Genomic DNA, 26,498 nt, shown 5'->3' on the forward strand with positions numbered 1-26,498 from the left:
TCGAAACCGATTCCCGTTTCCGGAAAGTCTCCTTACATGTCACAACAACCATTCGCCTCGCAGGACACCGGCATCATCAGCAATCTGGCCCAACTCAGAAAAGGTCAGTCCGCGACCATTCTCGGACTGGCAGACGATTCGGCTGATAGCATCTTCATGAAATCACGGTTGCAGGAACTTGGTTTCTTGCCTGGCGAACGCATTTATGTCCACGCCGAGGCTTTTCCGGGACGCGATCCCATGGCCATCCGGATAGGAAATTCTATTTTCGCACTTCGTCGTCAGGAAGCCGCCAACATTTACGTCGTCCAAAACGGTCATGAATCCGCCTGAACGCGAATCCGGTATCACGCCAGCAAATCCGTCCGTTCATTCCATCGCCCTGGTCGGCAACCCAAACAGCGGAAAATCCGCACTTTTCAACCGTCTGACCGGCGCACACCAGAAAGTCGCCAATTATGCCGGCGTCACTGTCGAAAAAAAGGAAGGGGACTTTTTCCTGCCATCCGGACAAACCGTGCATGTAACCGATCTGCCCGGTATATACAGCCTGACCCCGCTCACACAGGATGAAGCTGTCACACGGCAAGCCCTGCTCGACAAATCCGGCGAAACACCGATTGACTTCATCGTTTTCGTCGCTGATGCCACCAACCTCAGGCGCTGCATGAAACTCGTTCTGGATGTCATCGCGCTGGGCCATCCGATGGTGCTTGCGCTGAACATGACAGATCTGGCAAGAAAAAGCGGACAAATCATCGATCTGGATCGTCTGCGCACCGAACTGGGCATACCCGTCATCGAAACCGTTGCCATCGACACGAACGGTATTGCACCGTTGCTGGACTGGTTGGACCAGGCCATCAATGAGACGAGCCGGACATCGGCTGCACATCATTCCGGATCATCGCCGGATTCCGGCACGAGTTTTGACGAATCGCGCCGCATACTGGATGCCGTCATTCGTAAAAATGCCGATACCTATACACTGACCCGGAAAATCGATGCCATTGTATTGCATCCCGCTTTCGGAATCCCGATATTGCTCGGCATCCTGTTTCTCATGTTCCAGGCCGTCTTCAGCTGGGCAGAGCTACCCATGGAATGGATCGAAAACGGCGTCAGCACAACCGGCGATCTCCTTTCAGCACTACTGCCGGAAGGCATCCTGCGCAGCCTGATCGTCGATGGGGTTATCGCAGGTGTCGGAAGCATCATCGTTTTCCTGCCGCAAATCCTGATACTTTTCTTCTTCATTCTTGTTCTGGAAGAATCCGGCTATCTGCCACGTGCTGCCTTCATGCTTGACAAACTGATGAGCGGTATCGGCTTGTCAGGACACGCATTCATACCGCTGCTGTCGAGCTTTGCCTGTGCTGTACCGGGCATCATGGCCACACGCACCATCAAAAACCGCAAGGACAGGATCATTACTATCCTGATCGCACCACTCATGACCTGTTCGGCCAGACTGCCGGTATATTCGCTGATCATCAGCGCCTTCATTCCCGAACGCAACGTCGGCCCCTTCAATCTTCAGGGACTTGTCCTGTTCACACTGTACGTCAGCGGCATCCTCGCAGCCATCATCGTCGCATGGATACTGAATCACCTGATCGGTAAAAACGAATATCAACCGCTTCTGATGGAATTGCCCTCCTATCACATGCCGCGCGTGCGCAACATCGCACTCGGACTTTGGGAACGCGCCCGCGTTTTCCTCATCCGTGTCAGCACCGTCATATTCGCCACATCGGTTCTGTTATGGGTACTGTCGACCTATCCATCACCGCCGGAAGGAGCGACCGGTTCCCCCATCCAGTACAGTTTCGCAGGGCAACTGGGGCATTGGCTTGAGTACATCGTCGAGCCTATCGGATTCAACTGGCAAATCGCCGTCGCCCTTATTCCGGGCATGGCAGCCAGAGAAATCGCCGTCAGCGCACTGGGAACCGTTTATGCCTTGTCCGCAACCGGCGACGATCTTTCCGGCGCCCTGGCCTCTTTCATTGCATCAAGCTGGAGTTTGCCAACTGCACTGTCGCTACTGGCCTGGTTTGTCTTTGCTCCGCAATGCTTCGCCACACTCGGCGTTATCCGCCGGGAAACCAATTCATGGTGGACCATGCTTTTTGCGATGTGCTACCTGTTCGCGCTGGCCTATCTCATATCCTGGGCAACCTACCGGATCAGCAGCCTGATACTCGGAGTATGACATGCAAGAACCGATCGTCTTCATCATTGTCGTCGCGGCATGCTGCATCCTGTATGTACGAGGCATTCCCCCACTCTGGAAATACCGCTTCCGGGAAATACTGTCACGTTTCTTCCTCTTTCTCCATGCCCGTACACTGGCCATGCACATCGCCCCAAAGCGAAAACCGACATCACCATATCCGGCATGTCATGGCTGTTCCGGTTGTACCACGACTTCCGAAAAACCCCTTCATTTTGTGAAGCCGCCACGCAAACACAACTGAACGGATTCCCACTGAACAGCGACACCATCTGCGACTTTTATGTTCTGGCGCAAACCGGAAAAAATTTTTTCTTTTATCTTGAAATCTTTCATGAGCGCCCATATACTTAGCACTCGTTAGCGGAGAGTGCTAATAACGCTCCCCGGATTGCCCTGCGAAAGGGACAGGAATACAAAGTGGGCCTGACAATTCAGGTTTTATCGTTTACCCATACAACCCATTTGATTGAATAAGGAATCGTTATGAAACTTCGTCCTTTGCAAGACCGTATTATCGTCAAACGCGTCGATCAGGAAAAAACCACGGCATCCGGCATCGTCATTCCAGATGCAGCTGCTGAAAAACCGGATCAAGGCGAAGTACTGGCCGTCGGTAACGGCAAAGTACTGGAAGACGGCAAGGTTCTGCCGCTGGATGTCAAGGTCGGTGACATGGTTCTCTTCGGAAAATATTCCGGACAGACCGTCAAGGTCGACGGCGAGGAATTGCTCGTCATGCACGAATCCGATGTCATGGCTATCGTCGAACAGTAATTTCAGACCAGCGTCATCAAGGACCTGTCAACGCATACCTGTTTTATATTAGGAGAATTCCATGTCAGCTAAAGAAGTCATTTTCGGCGATAGCGGCCGAAACAAAATGGTCGAAGGCGTCAATATTCTGGCAGACGCCGTAAAAGTTACGCTGGGCCCGAAAGGCAGAAACGTCGTTCTGGAACGCACCTGGGGCGCCCCGACCATCACCAAGGACGGTGTTTCGGTCGCAAAAGAAGTCGAACTGAAAGACAAGCTCATGAATATGGGCGCACAGATGGTCAAGGAAGTCGCCTCCAAAACCAGCGACAATGCTGGTGACGGTACCACGACTGCAACCGTTCTGGCACAGGCGATCGTCCGCGAAGGCATGAAATATGTCGCCGCCGGCATGAACCCGATGGACCTGAAACGTGGTATCGACAAAGCTGTCGAAGCCACCATCGCCGAACTGAAGAAAATCGCCAAACCCTGCACCACCAGCAAGGAAATCGCACAGGTCGGTTCCATTTCCGCCAACAGTGACCACTCCATCGGTGAACGTATCGCCGAAGCCATGGACAAAGTCGGCAAGGAAGGCGTCATCACCATCGAAGACGGCAAGTCCCTCAACGACGAACTCGACATCGTCGAAGGTATGCAGTTCGATCGCGGCTATCTGTCGCCGTATTTCATCAACAACGCCGACAAACAGGTCGTCGCACTCGACAATCCGTATATCCTGCTGTGCGAAAAGAAAATCTCCAACATCCGTGATCTGTTGCCGGTACTGGAACAGGTTGCCAAGGCAAGCCGTCCGCTGCTGATCATTGCTGAAGACGTCGAAGGTGAAGCACTCGCCACCCTGGTCGTCAACAACATCCGCGGTATTCTGAAGACCTGCGCTGTCAAGGCTCCGGGCTTCGGCGATCGTCGCAAAGCCATGCTGGAAGACATCGCAATCCTGACCGGTGGCCAAGTCATCGCCGAAGAAGTCGGCCTGACCCTTGAAAACGCAACGCTGGATCAGCTCGGCCAGGCAAAACGTGTCGAAGTCAACAAGGAAAACACCACGATCATCGACGGTGCTGGCAAAGCCGATTCGATCGAAGCACGCGTCAAACAGGTTCGTGTCCAGATGGAAGAAGCCACTTCCGACTACGACAAGGAAAAACTGCAGGAACGTATCGCCAAACTGGCTGGTGGCGTTGCCGTCATCAAGGTCGGTGCCGCAACCGAAGTTGAAATGAAAGAAAAGAAAGCCCGTGTCGAAGATGCGCTGCATGCTACCCGCGCAGCCGTTGAAGAAGGTATCGTCCCGGGTGGTGGCGTCGCACTGCTGCGCGCCCGTGCCAACGTCAACGTCAAGGGCGACAATTCCGATCAGGAAGCCGGTATCAACATCGTTATGCGCGCTCTGGAAGAACCACTGCGCATGATCGTTCACAACGCCGGCGAAGAAGCCTCCGTTGTCGTCAACAAGGTCATCGAAGGTTCCGGAAACTTCGGTTACAACGCTGCCAACGGCACCTATGGCGACATGGTCGAAATGGGCGTTGTCGATCCTGCCAAGGTAACCCGTTCCGCATTGCAAAATGCAGCATCGATCTCCGCACTGATGCTGACCACGGATTGCATGATCTATGACATTCCGGAAGAAAAACCGGCACCTGACATGGGTGGCATGGGCGGCATGGGAGGTATGGGCGGCATGGGCGGCATGATGTAATCTGCCCCACTGCAAATCCTTCAGTCGTGAAAACCTGCAAGCTTTTGCTTGCAGGTTTTTTTACATGGTGAACGGTAACGGTTGCAATGCGAAATCCACATCCACCTGCGACATCGTATGCAACAGCAGATCGAGACTCTCACCGATTCGTACCAGATCGGCTTGCTCCATTTGTGACAACGCCTCAGGCAACAAACCTCGTGTCAGATCGGGTGCTTTCATGAGCAACGCACGTCCCTTTTCCGTCAGGGTCAGATTGACGATCCGTTGATCCGTCGTCATCCGCATCTTGCAAACCATGTCCTTTTTTTCAAGCGCGTCCAGCAAATTGCTGGCCGTCGTTTGATGAATCGCCAGTTTTCTCGCCACTTCACCGACACGCATACCCGGCACACGCTCGATTTCCTTCATGATCCACAACTGAGCGCCTGACACGCCCAACGATTTTTCGACTCGCTGTGAATATTTCTGTGCTGCACTGACAATGATCCTGAATTTCTGGAGAATTTCCAGATAGGAAACACCATCCTTTTCATCTTCCGAACATCCGTTTCCACTCATGCCATAGCCCCCTGTCTGCACGATACAACTTGAAATATATTTGTTCAAATATAATAATACGGATCATCCTTGCAAAAGTACACGTTATGCCATTTTCGCACTTCGAACCCCCACACTTGACCAAACGGGTCATCGTCAAAAAAACATCACGGTACTGGAAACGGACCTGTGCATGGATTCTGGCTCCGGTACTGATCGGTCTGGTCGGTGTCGGCATGGCGCAAGCCAGTGATTACGCCTTTGAAATCAACACATGGATCGTCAACCGGATACCATGGGCTTCCATTCTGTACATGCCGGCAGGCTTTGCCCTGATCGCCTATATCGCCCGACGCTTTTTTCCGGGCACACAAGGCAGCGGCATCCCTCAAACCATCGCCGTCATCGACGATCCGGATCACAAGAAAAAAAGCAACTTGCTCTCCGTCAAGATACTGGTCGGCAAAATCGCCATGTTGCTGGGCGGGCTGACGATTGGTGCCTCGATCGGACGTGAAGGTCCAACCGTACAGGTCGGCGCATCCATCATGCATGCCTTCTATGGTTACGGCACCCTTCGCACCGCAGCACAACGGCGTATGCTGGCATTGTCCGGAGGTGCGGCCGGCATTGCCGCGGCGTTCAACACACCGCTGGCCGGCATCATGTTCGCCATGGAGGAACTGACGAAAAAATACATTTTCAACGCCCACAGCTCCACCTTGCTGACCGTCATTCTTTCCGGTCTGATTTCCATGGCGCTCGTCGGCAACTACACTTACTTCGGCTATACCAATGAATCGCTTTCCCTGCTGACCAATATCCCCGCCATTCTCGTATGCGGCATCGCGGGCGGGCTTACCGGCGGTTTGTTCAGCCTGATCGTCCAAAAAATTTCCGTCACCCCACCCCCCAAAATCCGTAAAGCCATACAGGAACACCCCCTGATTTTTGCTGCCATATGCGGTCTGGTCGTTGCCATACTGGGCCTGCTGACAGACGGTCTGGTCTATGGCACAAGCTACCAGCCAACACGCATGACACTGGAAAGCGACAGCACCTGTCTGGTCTGGTACTATGGTGCCGCCAAATTCATCGCGACACTTGTCTCGACATTGAGCGGCATTCCCGGCGGTCTGTTCGCTCCGACCCTCTCCGTAGGTGCCGGTATCGGCGACAATGTCTATGCCCTGTTCCCCAATCTGGCACCGCACGGCGCCATCATCATTCTGGTCATGTCTGCCTATCTCTCAGGCGTCACGCGTTCTCCGCTGACATCGTTCATCATCACCATGGAAATGACCGGCAGTCACCAGATGCTGCTGGCGTTGATGGCCGTTTCACTGCTGGCCACGCTGGTATCGAGATATGTCACCCCCGTCCCGCTTTATCATGCGTTGTCACAAAAATTCATCGCGCCGCAAGAATCTCCCACAACGGTGCATTCGAAATCCTGAAACATCCTTTTCAGCAAAAAAGCCGTGAAAATCACGGCTTTTTTGCTGAAAAACAAATATCATGCATTATTTCTGCCGACACTTGCTGCATCGCCCGTAGATCGCCAGCGTATGGTCGACGATTTCGAACCCGTTGCGCTTTGCGATTTCACGCTGTCTTTTTTCGATTTCGTCATCATGGAATTCTTCGACATGCCCGCAATCCACACAAACGATATGGTCATGATGCGTTCCCTCGTTGAGCTCGAATACAGCCTTGCCGGTTTCGAAATAATTCCGCGACAATATCCCGGCCTGTTCGAACTGCGTCAGGACCCGATACACCGTCGCCAGCCCGATTTCCAGCTTGTCGGACAAAAGCAGCCTGTAGACATCCTCGGCGCTCAAATGCCGCTCGGAATTTTTCTGGAAAATATCGAGAATCTTCAACCGCGGCAACGTAGCCTTGAGCCCCGTTGCCTTCAATTCGACAGGATTATGACTCATCGTTTTGAAAAGTTTGCAAATATCAAAATTGGTTCTTTATTATTATCTGCTTTATCATATAGTGTTTGTGAAATCTGCTCAATAAATTGCTCTTGGGATTCAACTTCGTGATGCATAAAAAAATGGTCAGCCTGTGGCGATACCTTCGTACACCTGTACTGCTAACATCGGCAACCGTTTTCGTAATCGGTTGCGCTTCAAAAAACCCCCTGATAGACGAAGCTGAACCTTCCGAAGACGCTGAAAAAGTCACTGTCGCAACAGAAAAAGCAGAACGTACAACGGATAGCGCACCACCTGCCACCGATGCCGGTATCCGCGAAAGCGCGATAAAAACCGAAACCGCCCACGAACCGGATGCCTTGTCCGAACCGGTCGAAACGGAACAGCCGCGATCCGACAGCATGGTTACCCCATCACCTGCGACAAAAACCATCCGGCAAAACGACGAAATACCGGCAAAACCCGATACTCTGCCAAATCCTGTCAAGACGGAACGCATACGTCATGACAACGCCGTTACCTCATCGCCAGCTGCGGAAACCATCGTGCAAGACAACAAAACGCAAGGTGAGTCCGACGCCATGGCCGAGCTGCCCGTAACAGAACAACCACGGCGTCCAACCGTCATCGAGCCGATGCCCGCCATGCAGACTGGCGAAACCCATGCGGAAACCGATCTGAACGCCAAACCGACCGGTTTTAAGAAATGGCTGAGCATATTCACGCCATACAAACTCAATATCCAGCAAGGCAATTTCGTATCATCTGAAATGCTTTCCAGAGTGCAGTACGGCATGACCAAGGAACAAGTACGTTTCGTACTGGGCACTCCCTTGCTGATGGACATGTTCCATGCCAACCGTTGGGATTATCTGTTCCGGCTGCAAAAACCGAACGGCGCCACGACCACCAACCGCGTCACCATCTTCTTCAGCGGCAATCTGGTCGACCGCATCGTCAGCGACAAGCTCCCGAACGAAAAAGAATACCTGATGCACATCACGTCCGACGACGAAGCATCGGACAAAACGAGGAAAGACATCGATTCCGAAGCAACAGCGCAGGAAACGGCAGAAACGACGGCGACCTCCACGCCAGAGTCCGCTGACGCATCCACTGCTGCCGTTGCCGACGAAAGCCATGCGGAAACGGCTGACGATATGTCATCGGCGCCATCTTCCGAACCGGCTGCGACAGAACATCGAGAAACACGGGAGCCATCTGACGATACTGCGGTGTCAGGCAAAGACGATTCGGATGACAGGAATCGTGCGGCGCAGGCAGCACCGGTTACCGCCGCACAACCATCACTTCGCCCGTCAGGCGCCATTCGCCTGCCCAGAGCCTCAAGCACACCTGAACCGGCCCGTGTTCAGCAACCGCGCACCGCACCGGTACGCGAGCAGACACCTGCAACACGCGCTCCGGACACGACAAGGACAGCGCCAGCACCTGTCACACTGCCATCACCGGAACCGGTTCGTGCACCTGAGCCGGTCAGCACGTCCGAACCGGTACGTGCGACCGAGCCGACAAGTCAGCCCAAACGTATCGTGCGCCCGCTTCCGCGACCGCCCGTCCAGGCAGATTACGAAGATGAAGAAGAAACGTCCTCCGGAAACATCGGTGCCTTCGAACCTATCAGCACACCGAACCGTGCCGGCAGAATGCTTCCGCACTCACCGAATGATGAATTGATCGGAAATATCCAATGAACAAAATGAAAATAGCAATTGCAGGAGCCAATGGCCGTATGGGCCGCATGTTGATCGAAGCCGTCTTGCGCGCTGACGATGCCATCCTGACCGGCGCGCTCGATGTCGCGAATGCGCCGGGAATCGGGAACGATGCCGGACTTTTTCTCGGAGAAACCACAGGCGTTCGCATCGAGTCGGACATGGAAAAGGCATTTGGGGATGCCGAATATGTCATCGACTTCACCCGTCCGGAAGGAACACTCGAACACCTTGCCTATTGCGCAAGACACAACATCAAAATGATCATCGGCACGACCGGCTTCGACGAAAACGGCAAAAAGGCCATCGAGGAAGCGGCCAAAACCATTCCTGTCGTGTTCGCGCCCAACATGAGCGTCGGTGTCAACGTCACCATGAAACTGATCGAAATCGCCGCAAAAAATTTCGCCGAAGGTTACGACATCGAGGTCATCGAAGCGCACCACCGTCATAAAGTGGACGCGCCGTCCGGAACAGCGCTCAAGATGGGCGAAGTCATCGCCAATGCCATCGGACGCAACCTTCAGGAATGTGCGGTCTATTCCCGCGAAGGCATCACCGGTGAACGCGACCCGTCGACCATCGGATTTTCGACGATCCGTGGCGGCGATATCGTCGGCGATCACACCGTCCTGTTCGCAGGCACGGGCGAACGGATAGAAATCACGCACAAGTCGGCCAGCCGTGCCACATATGCACAAGGCAGTCTGCGTGCGGCCCGTTTTCTGGCTGACAAATCCAGCGGTCTTTTCGACATGCAGGACGTTCTGCATCTGAAATAATCACCCGTATACCGTGCCGGCACACATGATCCGGCACGGCTCATGAATACGCCATCCCCACGTGGTCGTATTATCATAACGACACCGTACCGAACCGAACAACCTTATTTGTGTAGTCCATCATGCAAGACAGATACAACCATGCAGAAGTAGAAAAAGCTGCGCAGGATCAATGGGAATCCACGCACGCCTACAAGACAACAGAAAACGATCCGCGTTTTCCGAAAGGGAAATTTTATGCCTGCTCCATGCTGCCATACCCTTCCGGACGCCTGCACATGGGACACGTGCGCAACTACACCATCAACGATGTCATGTATCGCTACCTGCGCATGAACGGCTACAATGTCCTGATGCCCATGGGCTGGGATGCGTTTGGCATGCCTGCCGAAAACGCTGCCATGGCTCACGGCATTCCGCCAGCTGAATGGACCTACTCCAATATTGCCTACATGAAAGGCCAGATGGCCTCGATGGGACTGGCTATCGACTGGTCCCGTGAAATGACCGCGTGCAAGCCGGAATACTATAAATGGAACCAATGGATGTTCCTGAAAATGCTGGAAAAAGGCATCATTTACCAGAAAACCGGCACCGTCAACTGGGACCCTGTCGACCAGACCGTTCTGGCCAACGAACAGGTCATTGACGGACGTGGCTGGCGCTCCGGTGCGCTGATCGAAAAGCGGGAAATCCCGATGTATTATGCCCGTATCACCGATTATGCCGAAGAATTGCTCGACTATGTCACCAACAAATTGCCGGGATGGCCCGAACGGGTCCGTACCATGCAGATCAACTGGATCGGCAAATCCGAAGGTGTCCGCTTCGCATTCCTGCACGACATTCACGACACGGACGGCAAACTTATCGGCGACGGAAAACTCTGGGTATTCACCACACGTGCCGACACCATCAAGGGTGTCACCTTCTGCACCGTCGCGCCGGAACACGAACTGGCACGCTTTGCAGCGAAAAACAATCCCGAACTGGCCGCCTTCATCGAAGAATGCAAAAAAGGCAGCGTCATCGAAGCCGATATGGCAACCATGGAAAAGAAAGGGATGCCGACAGGACTGTTCGTACGGCATCCACTGACCAACCAGCTTGTCGAAGTCTGGGTCGGCAATTATGTTCTCATGAGTTATGGAGACGGTGCCGTCATGGCCGTCCCCGCGCACGATGAACGCGACTTCGAATTCGCACACAAATACGGCCTGCCGATCCGGCAGGTTATCGACGTCGAAGGCAAGACCTTCATGGAAGACGTCTGGCACGACTGGTATGCCGACAAGGAACACGGCAAATGCATCAATTCCGGCCGTTTCGATGGCATGAACCATCAGGAAGCCGTCGATGCCATCGCCGCCGTACTGGCTGAAAAAGGACTGGGTGAGAAAAAAACCACTTACCGTTTGCGTGACTGGGGTATTTCGCGTCAGCGCTACTGGGGAACGCCGATTCCTATCATCCATTGTCCGGACTGCGGCGCCGTTCCGGTACCTGAAAAAGACCTGCCCGTTCTGCTGCCTGAAGATTGTATTCCGGACGGTACCGGCAACCCGCTGGCAAAAGACGAACGATTCATCAATACCACCTGTCCGCACTGCGGCAAGCCTGCAAAACGCGAAACCGACACCATGGACACCTTCGTCGATTCCTGCTGGTATTTCATGCGCTACTGTTCACCCGGCTCCGACAAGGCCATGGTTGATGAAAGAAACGACTACTGGATGCCGATGGACCAGTACATCGGCGGTATCGAACATGCCGTCATGCACCTGCTCTACGCACGCTTCTGGACCAAGGTGATGCGTGACCTCGGTCTGGTGAAATTCGATGAACCGTTCGTACGGCTCCTGACACAAGGCATGGTACTGAACGAAACCTACTATCGTGAAGATGCCTCCGGCAAAAAGACATGGTTCAATCCGGAAGAAATCGAATTGCGACTGGACGAAAAAGGGCGCCCTGTCTCGGCCAGTCTGAAAGCAGACGGACAACCCGTCCAGATCGGCGGCATCGAAAAAATGTCTAAATCGAAAAACAACGGTATCGATCCGCAAACCCAGATCGACCAGTACGGGGCGGACACCGCACGATTGTTCACCATGTTTGCTGCCCCGCCGGAACAGACGCTGGAATGGTCAGGCTCCGGTGTGGAAGGCGCCAGCCGCTTCCTGCGTCGTGTCTGGGCTTTTGCATACAGAAACCGTGAAATCCTCGCCGGCGCGAACCGCACGCTGCCGGACAATCTGCCCGAACCGCTCAAGAGCCTGCGTCGCGACATCCACCAGGTACTGCAGCAAGCCAACCAGGATTATGCCCGTATCCAGTACAACACTGTCGTGTCGGCCTGCATGAAAATGCTCAATACCCTTGAAGCGGTCAAACCGGACGGCTCATCCGAATTCGCCAGTGTACTTTACGAAACCTTTTCCATTTTCCTCAGGGTACTGTATCCGGTCGTACCGCATATCACCTATATCCTGTGGAAAGAACTGGGATATGCCGACCACTACGGAGACCTCCTCGATGCGGCATGGCCGGAAGTCGACCCTGCGGCACTGGAACAGGACGAAATCACCATGGTCGTTCAGGTCAACGGCAAATTGCGCGGCAACATCCGTGTTCCGAAATCCGCCGACAAACCGGTCATCGAACAAATCGCCCTCGCCAACGAAAGCGTCGCGAAATTCGTAACCGGCACCCCGAAACGGGTCATCGTCGTTCCGGGCAAACTGGTCAATATCGTAGTGTGATATCCCGCAGGACTGTCTATGAAAAAAGCCTTCATGAAACCGGTTTCCCTGCTTTGCAGGATCGCCATCGCCGCAACAGTCATATTCCTGGTTTCATGCGGCTTTCATTTGCGTGGCAATTACGACTTTCCGTTTTCCACACTGTATATTGACTTTCCTGCCAATTCGCATACTGCCAGTGTCCTGAAACGGCAAATCCAGGGAATGAACGCCACCCGTATCGTCAACAGTCCCCAGGAAGCCGAAGTCATCCTGTCCGCCATTTCGGAAAAAAACCGCAGGGAAATCCTGACTTACAACGTACAGGGACGTGTACGCGAATATTCCCTGCATTACGACCTGGAATACATGATCAAGACAGCCCAGGGAAAAGTACTGCTCGCTCCCACCAAAGTCACGCTTCGCAGAACCATGACCTACGACGACTCGGAAGCGTTGTCCAAGGAAAACGAGGCAATTTTGCTGTACAAGGACATGCAATCGGATATGGCGCAACGTCTGCTCCGTCGGCTGGCAAGCATCGACATGACCGGTGCGGACAATACCACCGATTCCGGGGACAACGCCTACGGTACGGAACGCCCCTGACGACCTGAATGTATGCTGCTCAAATATGAAACGCTCGAATCCCATCTGGATCAGGAATTGGCTCCGCTGTATATCCTGACGGGCGATGAACCGCTGTTGTTACTGGAATCAGCCGACCAGATCCGTCAGGCTGCACGCCGCCAGCATGTCATTGAACGTGAAGTCATGACCGTTGAACGCGGATTTAAATGGGGACAACTGCACGCAGCCAACAATGCCATGTCACTGTTCGGTGATCGAAAATTCATCGAATTGCGCATACCCGGGGGCAAACCCGGCAAGGAAGGCAGTCAGGCCCTGCAGGAATATGTCGCCGCACGGCACACGGACAATATCACGCTGATCACCCTGCCCAGACTCGACATGGCGACCCGAAAATCCGCATGGGTGACTGCACTGCAAAAAAACGGCATCTATATCGAAATTCCGACCATCGATCTTTCACGCCTTGGAAACTGGATCATTGCACGACTCAAAAAACAGCACCAGAGTGCCAGTCGGCAATGCATCGATTTTTTGATGGAGCGCGTCGAAGGCAATCTGCTGGCCGCGCATCAGGAAATCCTGAAACTCGGTCTGTTGTATCCGGAAGGCGAGCTGGACTTCGAACAAGTCCGCCAGTCGGTTCTCAACGTCGCGCGCTACGACATCTTCAAACTGAACGAAGCCATGCTCAGCGGCAACCGGAGCCGTTTCATCCGGATGATGGAAGGACTGAAAGGCGAAGGCGAACCGCTGCCGCTCATACTCTGGACATTCACCGAAGAAATACGGACGTTGCTCAAATGCAAGATCGCACTTGAAAACGGACAATCCTTTTCCGGCATCGCCAAAACGCTCCGCCTGTGGGGTCCCAGAGAACGTCTGATGCAAGCGGCTGTAAACCGTCTTGACAAACAGGATATCCGTACCGCCTTGCAGCAAACAGCACAAATCGACCGGATCATCAAGGGATTGCATTCGGCGTCATGGATGGACGATGCATGGGATGCTCTGACACAACTGGGCTTGTCACTGGCACACCCTTGAACGGATACCCGCTCGATGGTAACGTTATTTTTTCCAGCCACCAACCATATACGCGACAATGGACATTAAAAGTTACATGACCCGGATCGGGCAACAGGCCCGCAAAGCCGCCAGCGAAATGGCCAGGGCGGACACCGACACCAAAAACCGCGCTTTGCGATATATCGCCGAAGCGATTCGTCGTGATGTCGCACAACTGCGCGCCGCCAATCAAAAAGATCTCGACATCGCCGCAGAGAACGGTCTGGAACCGGCACTGCTGGATCGTCTGACCCTCTCGGAAAAAGCCATCGAAACCATGGCTGCCGGGCTGGAACAAATCGCTTCCCTTTCCGATCCTATCGGCGAAATCACCGATCTTCGCTTGCGTCCGTCTGGCATACAAGTAGGCCAGATGCGTGTACCCCTTGGCGTCATCGGCATCATTTACGAAGCACGTCCCAACGTGACCGTCGATGCCGCGGGCCTGTGCATCAAAAGCGGTAATGCCACCATCCTGCGCGGTGGTTCCGAAGCCATTCATTGCAATCAGGTACTGGCATCGCTCGTGCGTGAAGGCCTGAAGCACGCCGGTTTGCCGGAACAGGCCGTACAAGTGATCGAAACAACCGACCGTGCCGCCGTCGGCGAGCTTATCACCATGACCGAATACGTCGATGTCATCGTACCACGCGGAGGCAAAGGCCTGATCGAACGGCTCATGCGCGAATCGAAAATCCCCATGATCAAGCATCTGGACGGCATCTGCCACATCTACATCGACGATTGCGCGGATCTTGAAAAAGCTGCCGAAATCGCCTTCAACGCGAAATGCCAGCGCTACGGGACCTGCAATACAATGGAAACGCTTCTGGTTTCCAAAAACGTGGCACTGGAAGCCTTGTCCATGCTGGCAAAACGATACCATGACGAAGAAGTCGAATTGAGATGCGATGAAAAGGCATACGAAATTCTTTACGATTACCCCTATCTGGCACGTGCAACCGAAGCCGACTGGGAAACCGAATATCTGGCACCAATCCTGTCTGTCCGTATCGTCAACAACCTCGACGAAGCGATAGGCCATATCAATCGTTATTCATCCAAACATACCGATGCCATCATCACGGAAAACTACAGTCACGCCCTCCGTTTTCTGCGGGAAGTCGATTCGTCCTCTGTCATGGTCAATGCGTCAACCCGCTTCGCAGACGGTTTCGAATATGGTCTGGGGGCGGAAATAGGCATTTCGAACGACAAGTTGCATGCGCGTGGTCCCGTCGGTCTCGAAGGACTGACTTCCATGAAATATGTCGTACTGGGACATGGCGAAATCCGGAAATAATCCATCCACACGGTCAACAGGTAACCGATATGCCGACAATCCATTCCTATTTTTGCCCTTGTCCGCGAGGACTTGAGGCCGCCCTTGCCGAAGAACTGCAGGAAATCGCCGGCAAAAGCGATACGCTCCATATTCACCAGACCATTCCGGGCGGCGTCCACTGTTCCGGCATGCAGCATGACGGCTGGCTGATCAACCTGTATTCGCGCATTGCATCGCGCGTCTTGCAACGTGTCGCACAGTCATCCTATCGCCATGAGGAAGACATATACCGTCTGGCTGTCAAACAACCATGGGAAACATGGTTCGGTGTGGAAAACACGATCCGTATCGATATCACCGCAATCCGTTCCCCACTGAAAAGTCTGAACTTCACCACCCTGCGCATCAAGGACGGTGTTGTGGACCGTTTCAGGAGTTTTACCCGCTCCCGACCTTCCGTCAACACTCATACACCCGATATCCGTATCGCCGCTTTTCTGGACGCGCACAACGTCACCCTGTATCTGGATACTTCAGGCGAAGCCCTGTTCAAACGCGGATGGCGTCATGAAACAGGTGATGCACCACTGCGTGAAAACCTTGCCGCCGGACTGCTGAGAACCGCAGGCTGGAAACCCGGCATCCCGCTGCTGGACCCCATGTGCGGATCGGGCACCATTCTGATAGAAGCGGCACAAATCATGCTGGGCATTCCCCCCGGACTCAACCGCACCTTCTCGTTTGAAAAATTCACCGGGTTCGATCGTGAAAAATGGCAGGCCATGAAATCGGCAGTTCGCCTCAACCCGGCACCGATGGAACCGTCGATCTTCGGCAGCGACATCTCCGGCGACATGCTGGACATGACCCGCCACAACCTGAAAGCGGCCGGCATCACTTTCGATATTCCGCTTCACCAGATCGAAGCGCAGGAAATCCGTCTGCCGACCGAAAAACCCGGCATCATCCTGACCAATCCGCCATACGGCGAACGTATCGGCGTGCGTGGCAACCGCAATCTGGAAGAAAACGAGAGAGCCATCCGTTTCTACCAGGCATTCGGAACCACCCTCAAACAGCGTTTTCCGGGCTGGACCGTTTTCCTGTTTACCGCCGATTTCAACGTTCCGAGACTGCTTCGCCTGAAAGAATCACGCAAAACACCTTTTTACAACGGCCCGATCGAATGCCGTCTGTTCCGTTTCGATATGGTTGCAGGCTCCAACCGTACCCGCAAACCGGCCACATTCCGTATCGCTCGTCCTGCGCCATCCGCCGGAGAAACGCAAAATTGACTAGAACCCTGCTGATCGACAATTACGATTCCTTTACCAGCAACCTTTACCATCTGATTCTGGCCGTCAACGGCTGTGCACCGACCGTCATACCCAACGATGCACGCGACTGGCACCCGGATATATTGCAACAATTCGACAACATCGTGATCTCGCCTGGTCCAGGACGGCCGGATCACGACCGTGATTTCGGCATCTGTCGCGATGCCATTCTGCAAAACACCGTACCGGTACTCGGCATTTGTCTGGGGCATCAGGGCATCTGCCACCTTCATGGCGGCCATGTCGATCTTGCCATCCATGCACGTCACGGCAGATACTCACGCATCACACACGATGGCACCGGTCTGTTCGAGCATATTCCTTCCCCATTTACTGCCGTCCGATACCATTCGCTGGCCGTGGACAGACTCCCGGAAACATTGGTTGCCACAGCCCATGCGGAAGATGGCACCATCATGGCTGTCAGCCACCGTACCTTGCCACAATGGGGCGTGCAATTCCATCCGGAATCCATCGGAACGGCATTCGGCCACCGGATTTTTGAAAACTTCGACACGCTGACAAAAGAATGGAACCTGCGCCATGACAGAAGCCCGTTTGTCGCTTCACCGCCAAAACCTGCCATTTCAGCCCGGTCGATCTGCCGGGAACGCACCTCACTTGTCCTGCACCACCGTCGCCTGTCATACGAACTCGACAGCGAATACCTGTTCGATACCTGCTTCAGACATCATCCCCATGCCATCTGGCTCGACAGCAACCGCAACGGCTACGGATCGGGAAGATTTTCTTTCATGGGATGCGCCGGTGGGACACCCGGCCGTATCGCCAAAGCCGATATCGCAACCCGAAGCATCCAGATAACGGATTCCTCCGGTACCCATACCGTCCGTCATTCCCTTTTCGAATGGCTTGAAGAAGATCTGGCGAAAAAACGCATCCCCCGCGATGGCATCGACATTCCATTTGAATTCACGCTGGGATGGATGGGGTATATCGGCTACGAAATGAAAGCGGACGGAACGAAAGAACGCCCACACCCGTCACCGTATCCGGACGCCATCCTGCTGTTTTGCGATCGCGGCATCGTCATCGATCATCAGGAAAAACAAATTCATCTGCTGGCATTGTCCGAAAAAAACGTGACCGGAAACGCCGTGAAATGGCTGGACGATATGGCGAACCGGTTTCGTTCATTCCGGCCAGACGACAGCCACCTGCCCGACTTGCCATCGCATCTTCCCATCAAGGCACCCTTCCGGCTCAGACACGACAAACAGACTTACATCGACCTGATCCGGAAAAGTCAGGAATACATCCGTCAGGGAGATACCTATGAAGTCTGCCTCACCAATACAGCTGTCGGACACACGGATGCCGATCCCTGGACGGCATATCGTATTCTGCGCCGCAACAACCCCAGTCCCTATGGGGCATACCTTCAACTGGGCGACCTGTACATCCTGAGCTGTTCACCGGAACGTTTCCTGAAAATTTCCGGCGACCGCATCGCCGAATCGAAACCGATCAAGGGAACGCGCCCCAGATCGGCAGACCCGGAAAAAGACAGACAATTGTACGAGTCGCTGGTATCCAGCGAAAAAGAACTGGCGGAAAACCTGATGATCGTCGATCTGGTCCGACATGATCTGGGACTAACGGCAACCCCCGGCAGCGTCAAGGTACCGAAACTGTTCGCCATTGAATCGTACCAGACTGTCCACCAGCTGGTCAGTACCATCACATCCACCATTCGCGAAGATTCCTCGCCATGCCAGTGCATCCGTGCCGCCTTTCCGGGCGGTTCCATGACCGGTGCCCCCAAACTGCGCACCATGCAGATACTGGACTCACTCGAAGGAGGCGCCCGCGGCATCTATTCCGGTGTCATCGGGTATTTTTCCCTGTGCGGCGCCGTGGATTTGAGCATCGTCATCCGCACACTCGTCATGTCGCACGGTACCATGACGTTCGGCGTGGGAGGTGCCATCACTGCGCTGTCCACCCCTGAAGAAGAATTCGAGGAAACCCGCATCAAGGCCAAAGCCTTTCTCGATCTGTTCCAGACCGGTTTTGCCGACGACACCTCAACACCCTGAAATCATGTCTGCTGAAGTCATCTACCAGTACCATCCCGGAAAAACGCTTGTTCCTGTCGATGCACCGGAAACCGTCTTGCGCATCGCCGATTCATGGCTCGTAAGGGACGGACAGACCCGCGCACTGCACTGGCACCGTCAACGTTTTCTGTCGAGCGTCCTGTCGCTGACCACGATACATGAACGGGATATCACCCCGTTCTGGGATGCCGCGATGGCATGCATTCCTGAAGCCGGTCTCTGGTTCCCGCGCATTGAACTGGCCGGTTCCTTCCGTCGTCCCGTTTTCCAGTTCCGACTCCGCAAGGCACCTGCAATCCGCCACACGATCCGCCTTCATGACGGTTATCTCACTGATTTCCGGAAAATGCCACGTCACAAAGGCCCGGATCTGGCGCAATGTATCGCCATGCGTCGCGACATCCTGTCTTCAGGTGCAGAAGAAGCCTTGATCACGACCCCAAAGGGATATGTTCTCGAAGGATTGACGAGCTCGATCATGTGGTGGGAAAACGGCACACTCTGCCATGTACCGCCCTCATGCAGGATTCTGCCGGGCATTACATGCCGACTCATTTTGCATATCGCCGACCGTCACAAAATCCCCGTTGCCTGCCGGATGCGCAAACCGCACGAACTGAACCACCGTGAAATCTGGGCCGTCAATGCCCTTCACGGTATTCGACAAGTCGTCGGCTGGGAACATTCCCCCATTCAAACCCATGCACACACTGACATCGGATACTGGCGAGAAGCACTGGAAAGTTTCCGGGAACCTGTCACCTGAGCATGAAGCCGCACAGTTTTTGCTGCCTAGACACCGGCGACCGTCATCTCTTCGATCAGAATCGACCCGGACTGCTTGGCTCCTCGAATCAGAGTATCGTCACCGACGGCGACGATATGCGCGAACATATCTTTCAGATTGCCTGCCACCGTAATTTCCTGCACCGGATACCGGATCACACCGTTTTCCACCCAGAAACCGGAAGCACCACGTGAATAGTCACCGGTCACATAATTGATACCCTGTCCCATCAATTCAGTCACGACCAGACCGGTTCCCATTTTTTTCAACATGGCATCGAAATCATCGCCCGCTCCGGTCAATGACGACGACAACACCAGATTATGTGAACCACCGGCATTGCCTGTCGTCTGCATTCCCAGTTTTCGTGCCGAATACGTCGACAAAAAGTAGCCGCATACCCTGCCGTTTTCCACAATCTGCCGCCGTCCCGTCCTGACACCTTCGTCATCGAACGGTGCCGACCCCATCGCCCCTTTGACATGCGCGTCTTCAAGCAACCCGATATGTTCCGGGAACACCTGTCTTCCTAGCGAATCCACCAGAAAACTGGACTTGCGATACAACGCTCCCCCTGAAATGGCATAAACAAACGAATTGAGCAACCCGATCGCAACCGGCGCCTCGAACAATACCGGACATTTCCGCGTTCCGATCTGTCGGGCGTCCAATCTTGCCAGCGCACGACGTGCTGCACGCTGACCGACCTCTTCAGGCGATTTCAGCCGATCAGGATCACGTGAAGCGGTATACCAGTAATCACGCTGCATATTGCCGCCTGACATCGCGATCGGTGCCACCGAGAAAGAATGGCTTGAGGCTGGATAACCGCCCACAAACCCTTCGCTGTTGGCGAGAATGAAGTGCGAATGCTGCACATTGACACTGGCGCCTTCACTGTTGGTGATCCGCTTGTCGGTATCGAAGGCGGCAGCTTCGGTACGTCGTGCCAGTTCGACGGCTTCTTCCGTACCGATCGGCCAGCGATAATAAAGCGACAACTCCATCGGATGTCGTTCCAGCATATCCGCCTCGGGCAATCCGGCTGCGGCATCCTCGGACGTAAACGACGCGATGTTATACGCGGCATCGACTGTCTGTTTCAAAGACTGGAGCGAAAAATCCGATGTCGTCGCATTGCCCCGTTTTTTTCCGATAAAAACGGTTACACCGATCCCCTTGTCCCGGTTTTTCTCGATCGTCTCGATTTCCCCCTTGCGCACGCTGACGGCAAGACCATTTCCCTCGCTCACACCGACAGCTGCACCGGATGCGCCCTTTTGTCGTGCATAACGCAATGTATCCTCGGCGATCTGTTTCAACTGATCGCTTGTGTAAATGAAATCGGGATCGACCATGATGATTATCTTATTGAAGGTATTGTCAAGGCTGTTATGATAGCAGCCAAATACAAATGATTTAATGACCTTACACAGAAGTCCGATTATGCCAAATTCCAACAGAGGCAACTGCGGTTTCCAGTCCGAAGAATTCGGAGAAGAATACGACCGCCCTTCCAAATCGCAACGCAAACGCGAAATGACCGCATTGCAAAAACTTGGTGAGCAACTGGTCGATGCATCGGCCGAGCGTGTCGGCCGCATCGGCATACCAGATGATTTGCAAAATGCCATTTCCGAATGCCGCCGCATCAAAAACCACGAAGGCAGAAGACGTCAGTTGCAATACGTCGGCAAGCTCATGCGCTCGCTTGATGAAGAAGACATCGCCAGGATCAACGAAGCCGTCGAAAGCTGGAAGGGACAATCCCGTGCGGATACGGTATTCATGCACGCGCTGGAAAACCAGCGCGAGAAATTGCTCTCGCAAGAAACGGCACTCACGGAATTCATGCAACGCTATCCCCATGCGGACGTCCAGCAACTGCGAACGCTCATCCGCAATGCGCGAAAAGAAATTTCAGGTGGCAAACCCCCGAAAGCCTATCGTGAAATATACCGTCTACTCAGACAAATCATGACAGAACCATCACCGGCAAAAACCGTCTTACATGATACGGAAAGTGAGGAAAACCATGAACCATAAACCCGGAGATATCTCGATCGGTCTCGTTTCCATATCGGATCGTGCCTACAACGGCACTTACCCCGATCTGGGCATTCCCGCATTGCAGGACTGGCTGGCACATGCGATCACATCGCCATATTGGCTCGAAACCCGTCTGATACCGGACGACCGTGAACAGATCGAAAAAACCTTGCACGAACTGGTCGATGAAGATCGCTGTTCGCTGATCCTCACGACCGGCGGAACCGGGCCTTCCCGTCGCGACCAGACACCGGACGCGACTCTGGCTGTCGGCACCCGTGAATTGCCAGGCATCGCCGAACGGATGCGCCAGATCAGCATGCATTTCGTGCCGACTGCCGTACTGTCCAGACAAGTCGCCGTCATCTGCGAACGGCCGGATCACGCATCCCTGATCCTCAATCTTCCGGGCCGCCCGGCCGCCATCCGCCAGACGCTGGAAGGTGTACGCGATGCCGACGGCAATATCACCGAACCCGGCATTTTCACCGCTATCCCCTACTGCATCGAACTCATCGGTGGCCCCGCCATCGAAACGAACGAAGCTATATGCAAGGCATGGCGTCCGGAAACCAAAACCAGCTGACCCGTTTTTTCCACCTGTTTAACCGACGAGAAAAACAATGAACAGAACCTTTTTGCAATACAGCCAGACCGATACCGGCGCCGACCCCCAAACCAGCATCATCTGGATGCACGGTCTGGGAGATCACGGATCCAGTTTCATTCCACTGGTTCAGGAATTCGACCTCACAGGATGCCCGCCTATCCGTTTCATTTTCCCGCACGCTCCGGAACGCCCGATTACGGCCAATGCCGGTTATCCGATGCGCGCATGGTTCGATATTTACAGTGGTTTTGAAGATTCGGACATGGAAGACACCGAAGGTGTCCATGAGTCACAACGTCTCATCACCGGCCTGATCGAACAGGAAAGAAAACGCGGCGTACCTTATGACCGGATATTGCTTGCCGGCTTCTCGCAAGGTTGCGCCATGGCACTTTATACCGGCCTGTGCTTCCCGGAAAAACTGGGCGGCATCATCGGGCTGTCCGGCTATGTCCCGCTGATTTATTCTTTTCCTGAAGAACGCCATCCCGCCAATCAGGACACCCCGATCTTTCTGGCTCATGGCACAGAGGATGAAGTCGTCCCGTTCTCGCGTGGAGAAGATAGCATGCGACTGCTGCGCGCGCTGAACTACAATGTCAGCTGGAACGCCTACCACATGACCCATACCATGTCCCTCACCGAAGTCAATGACCTCGGAGACTGGCTGCGTCAGCTGCTGGCATAACCATGCCCATCCCGACCCGTGATATATATCACGGGTCAGCCTTGCATGCAGACGGGCCGATACTGCCCTGCAAATCCCACTCAAAGGCATCCTTCTCATCCATGACGGTCATTTGTCCGTCCTGAACCAGACACTGCCACTGCATCGTACGATGCACACGAGCAACCATAAAATCTGTCAACGCTTCCGGCAGACAAACGACATCGAGATTGCCCATTTTCCCGAAATCCGCCCCGTTTTTGCGCCACCATTGCATGACGCTGCGCCCGTAAGCGAACACCACGACCCGTTCAGCCTTGCGACAGGCGGACACGACACGACGCAAGGTCGGCGTACCGGTTTCGATCCACAACGCAACCTGCCCCTGCAAGTCATGCATCCACAAATCGGGCTCATCCGTTTCAGACAAACCTTTCGTAAACGAGAGCCTTTCATCGGCATAACACATAAACGCCAGTAAACGCACCATCATGCGTTCATCTGTCTCGGACGGATGCCGTGCCAACGTCAGTGAATAAGTACCATAATGCGACCTGTCCATATCGTCGATCCGGACAGTCGCCTTGAAAATCGATGCGGAAAGCGCCATAACTCCTGCGTACTTGATGACCTCAAACCGGACGATACGAATACATCCGGTGATGTCGCCGGAAAACACACCACCGGTACACACCACCGGTACCGACGAAAAACATCTCCGTCATCCGGCCCTCATGCGATACCGGTCTTTGGGAACCGCCGCCAGCAATGCCTGCGTATAGGGATGGACAGGATGACGGTACAATGCATCGGACTGCCCCGTTTCGACAACCTGGCCATGCTGCATGACCATCACTTCGTCCGCCATATATTTCACGACGGACAAATCATGGGAAATAAACAGATACGACAAACCGAATTCGTCCTGCAAATCCTGCAACAGATTGAGAATCTGCGCCTGTACCGAGACATCGAGAGCCGAAACAGACTCATCGCACACCAGAACTTCCGGCTGCATCGTCAGGCAACGCGCAATGGCGATCCGCTGGCGCTGTCCACCTGAAAACTCATGAGGATAACGGTAAAACGCATCTGTCGGCAAACCGACCCTGCGCAACCAGTCGAACGCCATTTCCTGCCGTTCGGCAGACGAATCGCCGATTCTGTGGATCGTCATCGGTTCCATCAAAATCTGTCCGACCGTAAAGCGCGGATTGAGCGATGCATAGGGATTCTGGAACACGATCTGTATCCGCCGCCGGTACGGCATGAATTCCCTGTCAGTCATGGCCAGAATATCGTCTCCCTTAAACAGGACCTGACCGGCCGTCGCCTTGTGCAAACGCATGAGCGTCAGACCCAGCGTAGTCTTTCCCGATCCCGACTCGCCGACGATACCAAGCGTCCTGCGACGTGGTAACGTAAACGATACGTCACGGACCGCTTCAAATACCCGCTTGCGAAAAAAACCGTCCCTGATCTCGAAATGCTTGCTCAAATGCCGCACATCCAGGACGACTTCATCCTCTTCGGCATATCCCCTGACCCTGTCCGGGCCACCCGCAAGCGACTCGCCACCCGAAGCCATGATATCCTCGATCACAGGCAGGTGATTCGGGCGCGCATCCATCGGCGGACGGCACAACAGCAATGCCTTTGTATAAGGATGCGATGGATGCTCGAAAACCGCCTGCGCGCTGGCCTGCTCACGGATTTCCCCATAACGCATGACGATAACTTCATCCGCGATTTCCGATACCAGCTGCAAATCATGCGTAATGAACAGTACAGACATATGACGTTTGCGCTGCAACGCCTGAATCAGCCCGATAATCTGCCGCTGTATCGTCACATCCAGCGCTGTCGTCGGTTCATCTGCGATCAAAAGCTGTGGCTCACAGGCAATCGCCATGGCGATCATGACCCGCTGCTGTTGTCCGCCGGACAACTGGTGCGGATAGGCATCCACCTTGTGTTCCGGATCCACGATGCCGACCTCATGCAACAATTCGACCGCCCTTCTTTTCGCCTGCCGCGCATCCATTCCCATATGCAGGCGAAGCACCTCACCGATCTGCGCACCTACGGTAAACACAGGATTCAGTGACGACATCGGTTCCTGGAACACCATGGAAATTTCCGAACCACACAATTTCCGCCGTTCCCTAGGCGTCATGCCGAGAAGGCTCTCGCCCCTGTAACGGATATCCGAAGAGGCGTCGATCACGACATTTTCAGGCGGCAACAATCCCATGATCGCCAACGCACTGACCGATTTTCCGCTTCCCGATTCACCGACCAGCGCAACCGTGCTGTTTGCCGGAACGACAAAAGAAATGCCTTTGACCGCCTCGAAAAAAGTCTTTTTGCCTGTCCTGAACGAGACCCGCAAATTGTCCACTTCCAGAAGGTGCTGATACCTGGTACCGTTCATGCATCCCCCTGTTTCAGTTTCGGATCCAGTGCATCACGCAAGCCGTCGGTAAACAGCGACAACGCCGTCACCAGCACAGCCATGGCCGCGGTCACAGCAGCCAGTTGCCACCACTTTCCGAGAATCAGTTCGTTTTGTGCTTCGTTGAGCATACTGCCCCATGAAACCACACCGACCGGAACCCCGAAACCGAGAAAGCTCAGAATCACTTCCGACTTGATGAATCCGACCGACAAAATCGACATCTGCACCAGTGAAATATGACTGACATTGGGAAAGATATGCATGAACATTTTTCGCCAGTCCGATGCACCGATCGTGCTGGCCGCCAGTACGTATTCCCGCTCCTTGTGCTTCATGTACTCGGCGCGAACGAGACGGAACACACCGGTCCATCCTGTAAGTCCCAGAATCAGAATGATCGTCAGCACTCCTTTGCTTTGCAATACGGCGGCCACCGCCAGAATCAGCAACAAATACGGAATCGAAGTAAACACGTTATAAAACCAGTTGAGCAAATCATCGAGCCAACCGCCGAAATATCCTGCAAAAGCACCCAGAAGCGTGCCCAGCACTGTCGCGACCAACGCAGCGACCAGGCCGACAAGAATGGACGTTTCAGAACCCTTGACCGTTTTCTTGATGACATCATGCCCCCACTTGTCCGCACCGAACGGCAGCGTTTTGAGGCGACCTTCTTCATTGCCAGACGTTATCCCACCGTCCTGTTGTGCCTGACGAATAACATCGAGTTCTTCCTGCAACGGATCGGCGATACCGTAATCATCAAAGACCGCTTGCCCGGACGACATCGATTTCCGCAATTTGCGCAATACATCCCTTAACGGATCAGCCGGATTTTCTGGTGGCAAATCGGCCGCCGGCACTTCTGCCGCCCGTTCCGATCCATCTTCCGCCTGTACACCGATAAAATCAGGCGGTGCATAGTGAACACCCACTTCCCTTGACCAGTCCGACGCGACGAGGCCTGATGCCGACAGCACGATCATCGCCAGAAAAAGCAGAACGATCCCCATCGAACACATGGCGACCCTGTCCGCCTTCAGGCGTTTCCATGTCAGTTTCCACAATCCGTCGGACTGCGCTTTCCGGTTTGTCATAC

General features: G+C 54.2%; 24 protein-coding genes. 18 read left to right on the plus strand and 6 right to left on the minus strand.

Annotated elements, in window-relative coordinates; translation table 11 throughout:
- Positions 1-36 precede the first annotated feature (36 nt).
- The 5 genes from NAI64_RS07125 (at position 37) to groL (ending at position 4,721) form a co-directional block, all read left to right on the plus strand.
- Entirely contained in the window at positions 37-333 is a 297-nt protein-coding gene (locus NAI64_RS07125) for a FeoA family protein (RefSeq protein WP_269299122.1), read from the plus strand.
- Positions 320-2,215 (plus strand): ferrous iron transporter B, encoded by a 1,896-nt coding sequence (feoB, locus tag NAI64_RS07130; RefSeq protein ID WP_269299124.1) that lies wholly within the window; start codon positions 320-322, stop codon positions 2,213-2,215. The genes NAI64_RS07125 and feoB overlap by 14 nt, the downstream gene beginning before the upstream one ends.
- Before the next feature lies 1 nt (position 2,216).
- Positions 2,217-2,480, plus strand: coding sequence for a DUF6587 family protein (locus tag NAI64_RS07135; protein ID WP_269299126.1), 264 nt, complete (start codon positions 2,217-2,219; stop codon positions 2,478-2,480).
- 242 nt (positions 2,481-2,722) lie between these two features.
- Positions 2,723-3,013 carry a co-chaperone GroES gene (gene groES, locus NAI64_RS07140; RefSeq protein ID WP_269299128.1) on the plus strand — a complete coding sequence of 97 codons (291 nt, stop codon included), beginning with the start codon at positions 2,723-2,725 and terminating at the stop codon, positions 3,011-3,013.
- A 61-nt stretch (positions 3,014-3,074) separates the two neighbouring features.
- Positions 3,075-4,721: a chaperonin GroEL gene (gene groL / locus NAI64_RS07145; protein WP_269299131.1), complete on the plus strand. Its 1,647-nt coding sequence runs from the start codon at positions 3,075-3,077 to the stop codon at positions 4,719-4,721.
- Between the two features lie 60 nt (positions 4,722-4,781).
- On the opposite strand, the gene NAI64_RS07150 is transcribed toward groL, so the two are convergent.
- Positions 4,782-5,282, minus strand: a complete 501-nt coding sequence (locus NAI64_RS07150) for a MarR family winged helix-turn-helix transcriptional regulator (RefSeq protein ID WP_269299133.1) — start codon at positions 5,280-5,282, stop codon at positions 4,782-4,784.
- Between the two features lie 86 nt (positions 5,283-5,368).
- Between NAI64_RS07150 and NAI64_RS07155 the strand changes: the two genes are divergently transcribed.
- Positions 5,369-6,718: a chloride channel protein gene (locus tag NAI64_RS07155; RefSeq protein WP_269299135.1), complete on the plus strand. Its 1,350-nt coding sequence runs from the start codon at positions 5,369-5,371 to the stop codon at positions 6,716-6,718.
- A 66-nt stretch (positions 6,719-6,784) separates the two neighbouring features.
- On the opposite strand, the gene fur is transcribed toward NAI64_RS07155, so the two are convergent.
- Positions 6,785-7,204 (minus strand): ferric iron uptake transcriptional regulator, encoded by a 420-nt coding sequence (fur, locus tag NAI64_RS07160; protein ID WP_269299136.1) that lies wholly within the window; start codon positions 7,202-7,204, stop codon positions 6,785-6,787.
- A gap of 110 nt (positions 7,205-7,314) precedes the next feature.
- Between fur and bamE the strand changes: the two genes are divergently transcribed.
- The 9 genes from bamE (at position 7,315) to NAI64_RS07205 (ending at position 19,594) form a co-directional block, all read left to right on the plus strand.
- A complete protein-coding gene (gene bamE / locus NAI64_RS07165) occupies positions 7,315-8,922 on the plus strand; it encodes an outer membrane protein assembly factor BamE domain-containing protein (RefSeq protein WP_269299197.1) in 1,608 nt (535 codons plus the stop codon).
- Positions 8,919-9,725 (plus strand): 4-hydroxy-tetrahydrodipicolinate reductase, encoded by an 807-nt coding sequence (gene dapB, locus NAI64_RS07170; protein ID WP_269299137.1) that lies wholly within the window; start codon positions 8,919-8,921, stop codon positions 9,723-9,725. The genes bamE and dapB overlap by 4 nt, the downstream gene beginning before the upstream one ends.
- Positions 9,726-9,847: 122 nt before the next feature.
- Complete coding sequence (leuS, locus tag NAI64_RS07175; protein ID WP_269299138.1) at positions 9,848-12,487, plus strand: leucine--tRNA ligase; 2,640 nt, start codon at positions 9,848-9,850, stop codon at positions 12,485-12,487.
- 18 nt (positions 12,488-12,505) lie between these two features.
- Positions 12,506-13,075, plus strand: coding sequence for an LPS-assembly lipoprotein LptE (locus tag NAI64_RS07180; protein WP_269299139.1), 570 nt, complete (start codon positions 12,506-12,508; stop codon positions 13,073-13,075).
- A gap of 12 nt (positions 13,076-13,087) precedes the next feature.
- Positions 13,088-14,104, plus strand: a complete 1,017-nt coding sequence (gene holA / locus NAI64_RS07185) for a DNA polymerase III subunit delta (RefSeq protein WP_269299141.1) — start codon at positions 13,088-13,090, stop codon at positions 14,102-14,104.
- A gap of 58 nt (positions 14,105-14,162) precedes the next feature.
- Positions 14,163-15,428 (plus strand): glutamate-5-semialdehyde dehydrogenase, encoded by a 1,266-nt coding sequence (locus tag NAI64_RS07190; RefSeq protein WP_269299142.1) that lies wholly within the window; start codon positions 14,163-14,165, stop codon positions 15,426-15,428.
- A 29-nt stretch (positions 15,429-15,457) separates the two neighbouring features.
- Positions 15,458-16,705, plus strand: coding sequence for a THUMP domain-containing class I SAM-dependent RNA methyltransferase (locus NAI64_RS07195; protein ID WP_269299143.1), 1,248 nt, complete (start codon positions 15,458-15,460; stop codon positions 16,703-16,705).
- Positions 16,702-18,807: an aminodeoxychorismate synthase component I gene (pabB, locus tag NAI64_RS07200; protein ID WP_269299145.1), complete on the plus strand. Its 2,106-nt coding sequence runs from the start codon at positions 16,702-16,704 to the stop codon at positions 18,805-18,807. The genes NAI64_RS07195 and pabB overlap by 4 nt, the downstream gene beginning before the upstream one ends.
- Positions 18,808-18,811: 4 nt before the next feature.
- A complete protein-coding gene (locus tag NAI64_RS07205; protein ID WP_269299147.1) occupies positions 18,812-19,594 on the plus strand; it encodes an aminotransferase class IV in 783 nt (260 codons plus the stop codon).
- A gap of 26 nt (positions 19,595-19,620) precedes the next feature.
- On the opposite strand, the gene pmbA is transcribed toward NAI64_RS07205, so the two are convergent.
- Positions 19,621-20,973: a metalloprotease PmbA gene (gene pmbA, locus NAI64_RS07210; RefSeq protein ID WP_269299148.1), complete on the minus strand. Its 1,353-nt coding sequence runs from the start codon at positions 20,971-20,973 to the stop codon at positions 19,621-19,623.
- A gap of 88 nt (positions 20,974-21,061) precedes the next feature.
- On the opposite strand from pmbA, the gene yjgA reads away from it, so the two are divergent.
- Genes yjgA through NAI64_RS07225 form a run of 3 tightly spaced genes read left to right on the plus strand, consistent with a single transcriptional unit; the run spans position 21,062 to position 22,962 of the window.
- Complete coding sequence (gene yjgA / locus NAI64_RS07215; RefSeq protein ID WP_269299150.1) at positions 21,062-21,661, plus strand: ribosome biogenesis factor YjgA; 600 nt, start codon at positions 21,062-21,064, stop codon at positions 21,659-21,661.
- Positions 21,651-22,250 (plus strand): molybdopterin adenylyltransferase, encoded by a 600-nt coding sequence (gene mog, locus NAI64_RS07220; protein WP_269299152.1) that lies wholly within the window; start codon positions 21,651-21,653, stop codon positions 22,248-22,250. The genes yjgA and mog overlap by 11 nt, the downstream gene beginning before the upstream one ends.
- A 37-nt stretch (positions 22,251-22,287) precedes the next feature.
- Positions 22,288-22,962 carry an alpha/beta hydrolase gene (locus NAI64_RS07225; RefSeq protein WP_269299154.1) on the plus strand — a complete coding sequence of 225 codons (675 nt, stop codon included), beginning with the start codon at positions 22,288-22,290 and terminating at the stop codon, positions 22,960-22,962.
- Positions 22,963-22,990: 28 nt separating this feature from the next.
- Here the strand turns inward: NAI64_RS07225 and NAI64_RS07230 are convergent, their stop codons facing one another.
- The 3 genes from NAI64_RS07230 to NAI64_RS07240 all read right to left on the minus strand — a co-directional run bounded on the left by NAI64_RS07230 (position 22,991) and on the right by NAI64_RS07240 (position 26,496).
- Positions 22,991-23,551 carry a YaeQ family protein gene (locus tag NAI64_RS07230; protein WP_269299156.1) on the minus strand — a complete coding sequence of 187 codons (561 nt, stop codon included), beginning with the start codon at positions 23,549-23,551 and terminating at the stop codon, positions 22,991-22,993.
- Positions 23,552-23,662: 111 nt separating this feature from the next.
- Entirely contained in the window at positions 23,663-25,375 is a 1,713-nt protein-coding gene (locus tag NAI64_RS07235) for an ABC transporter ATP-binding protein (RefSeq protein ID WP_269299158.1), read from the minus strand.
- Positions 25,372-26,496 carry an ABC transporter permease gene (locus tag NAI64_RS07240; protein ID WP_269299160.1) on the minus strand — a complete coding sequence of 375 codons (1,125 nt, stop codon included), beginning with the start codon at positions 26,494-26,496 and terminating at the stop codon, positions 25,372-25,374. Before NAI64_RS07240 ends, NAI64_RS07235 begins: the two co-directional genes overlap by 4 nt.
- Positions 26,497-26,498: the final 2 nt, after the last annotated feature.

The organism is Oxalobacter paeniformigenes (assembly GCF_027158465.1).
GTDB lineage: Bacteria > Pseudomonadota > Gammaproteobacteria > Burkholderiales > Burkholderiaceae_D > Oxalobacter > Oxalobacter paeniformigenes.

Bases quoted from the DNA above. Each gene is read 5' to 3' on its own strand.
- NAI64_RS07125 (WP_269299122.1), top strand. From the start codon at position 37: ATGTCACAACAACCATTCGCCTCGCAGGACACCGGCATCATCAGCAAT.
- feoB (WP_269299124.1), top strand. From the start codon at position 320: ATGAATCCGCCTGAACGCGAATCCGGTATCACGCCAGCAAATCCGTCC.
- NAI64_RS07135 (WP_269299126.1), top strand. From the start codon at position 2,217: ATGCAAGAACCGATCGTCTTCATCATTGTCGTCGCGGCATGCTGCATC.
- groES (WP_269299128.1), top strand. From the start codon at position 2,723: ATGAAACTTCGTCCTTTGCAAGACCGTATTATCGTCAAACGCGTCGAT.
- groL (WP_269299131.1), top strand. From the start codon at position 3,075: ATGTCAGCTAAAGAAGTCATTTTCGGCGATAGCGGCCGAAACAAAATG.
- NAI64_RS07150 (WP_269299133.1), bottom strand. From the start codon at position 5,282: ATGAGTGGAAACGGATGTTCGGAAGATGAAAAGGATGGTGTTTCCTAT.
- NAI64_RS07155 (WP_269299135.1), top strand. From the start codon at position 5,369: ATGCCATTTTCGCACTTCGAACCCCCACACTTGACCAAACGGGTCATC.
- fur (WP_269299136.1), bottom strand. From the start codon at position 7,204: ATGAGTCATAATCCTGTCGAATTGAAGGCAACGGGGCTCAAGGCTACG.
- bamE (WP_269299197.1), top strand. From the start codon at position 7,315: ATGCATAAAAAAATGGTCAGCCTGTGGCGATACCTTCGTACACCTGTA.
- dapB (WP_269299137.1), top strand. From the start codon at position 8,919: ATGAACAAAATGAAAATAGCAATTGCAGGAGCCAATGGCCGTATGGGC.
- leuS (WP_269299138.1), top strand. From the start codon at position 9,848: ATGCAAGACAGATACAACCATGCAGAAGTAGAAAAAGCTGCGCAGGAT.
- NAI64_RS07180 (WP_269299139.1), top strand. From the start codon at position 12,506: ATGAAAAAAGCCTTCATGAAACCGGTTTCCCTGCTTTGCAGGATCGCC.
- holA (WP_269299141.1), top strand. From the start codon at position 13,088: ATGCTGCTCAAATATGAAACGCTCGAATCCCATCTGGATCAGGAATTG.
- NAI64_RS07190 (WP_269299142.1), top strand. From the start codon at position 14,163: ATGGACATTAAAAGTTACATGACCCGGATCGGGCAACAGGCCCGCAAA.
- NAI64_RS07195 (WP_269299143.1), top strand. From the start codon at position 15,458: ATGCCGACAATCCATTCCTATTTTTGCCCTTGTCCGCGAGGACTTGAG.
- NAI64_RS07205 (WP_269299147.1), top strand. From the start codon at position 18,812: ATGTCTGCTGAAGTCATCTACCAGTACCATCCCGGAAAAACGCTTGTT.
- pmbA (WP_269299148.1), bottom strand. From the start codon at position 20,973: ATGGTCGATCCCGATTTCATTTACACAAGCGATCAGTTGAAACAGATC.
- yjgA (WP_269299150.1), top strand. From the start codon at position 21,062: ATGCCAAATTCCAACAGAGGCAACTGCGGTTTCCAGTCCGAAGAATTC.
- mog (WP_269299152.1), top strand. From the start codon at position 21,651: ATGAACCATAAACCCGGAGATATCTCGATCGGTCTCGTTTCCATATCG.
- NAI64_RS07225 (WP_269299154.1), top strand. From the start codon at position 22,288: ATGAACAGAACCTTTTTGCAATACAGCCAGACCGATACCGGCGCCGAC.
- NAI64_RS07230 (WP_269299156.1), bottom strand. From the start codon at position 23,551: ATGGCGCTTTCCGCATCGATTTTCAAGGCGACTGTCCGGATCGACGAT.
- NAI64_RS07235 (WP_269299158.1), bottom strand. From the start codon at position 25,375: ATGAACGGTACCAGGTATCAGCACCTTCTGGAAGTGGACAATTTGCGG.
- NAI64_RS07240 (WP_269299160.1), bottom strand. From the start codon at position 26,496: ATGACAAACCGGAAAGCGCAGTCCGACGGATTGTGGAAACTGACATGG.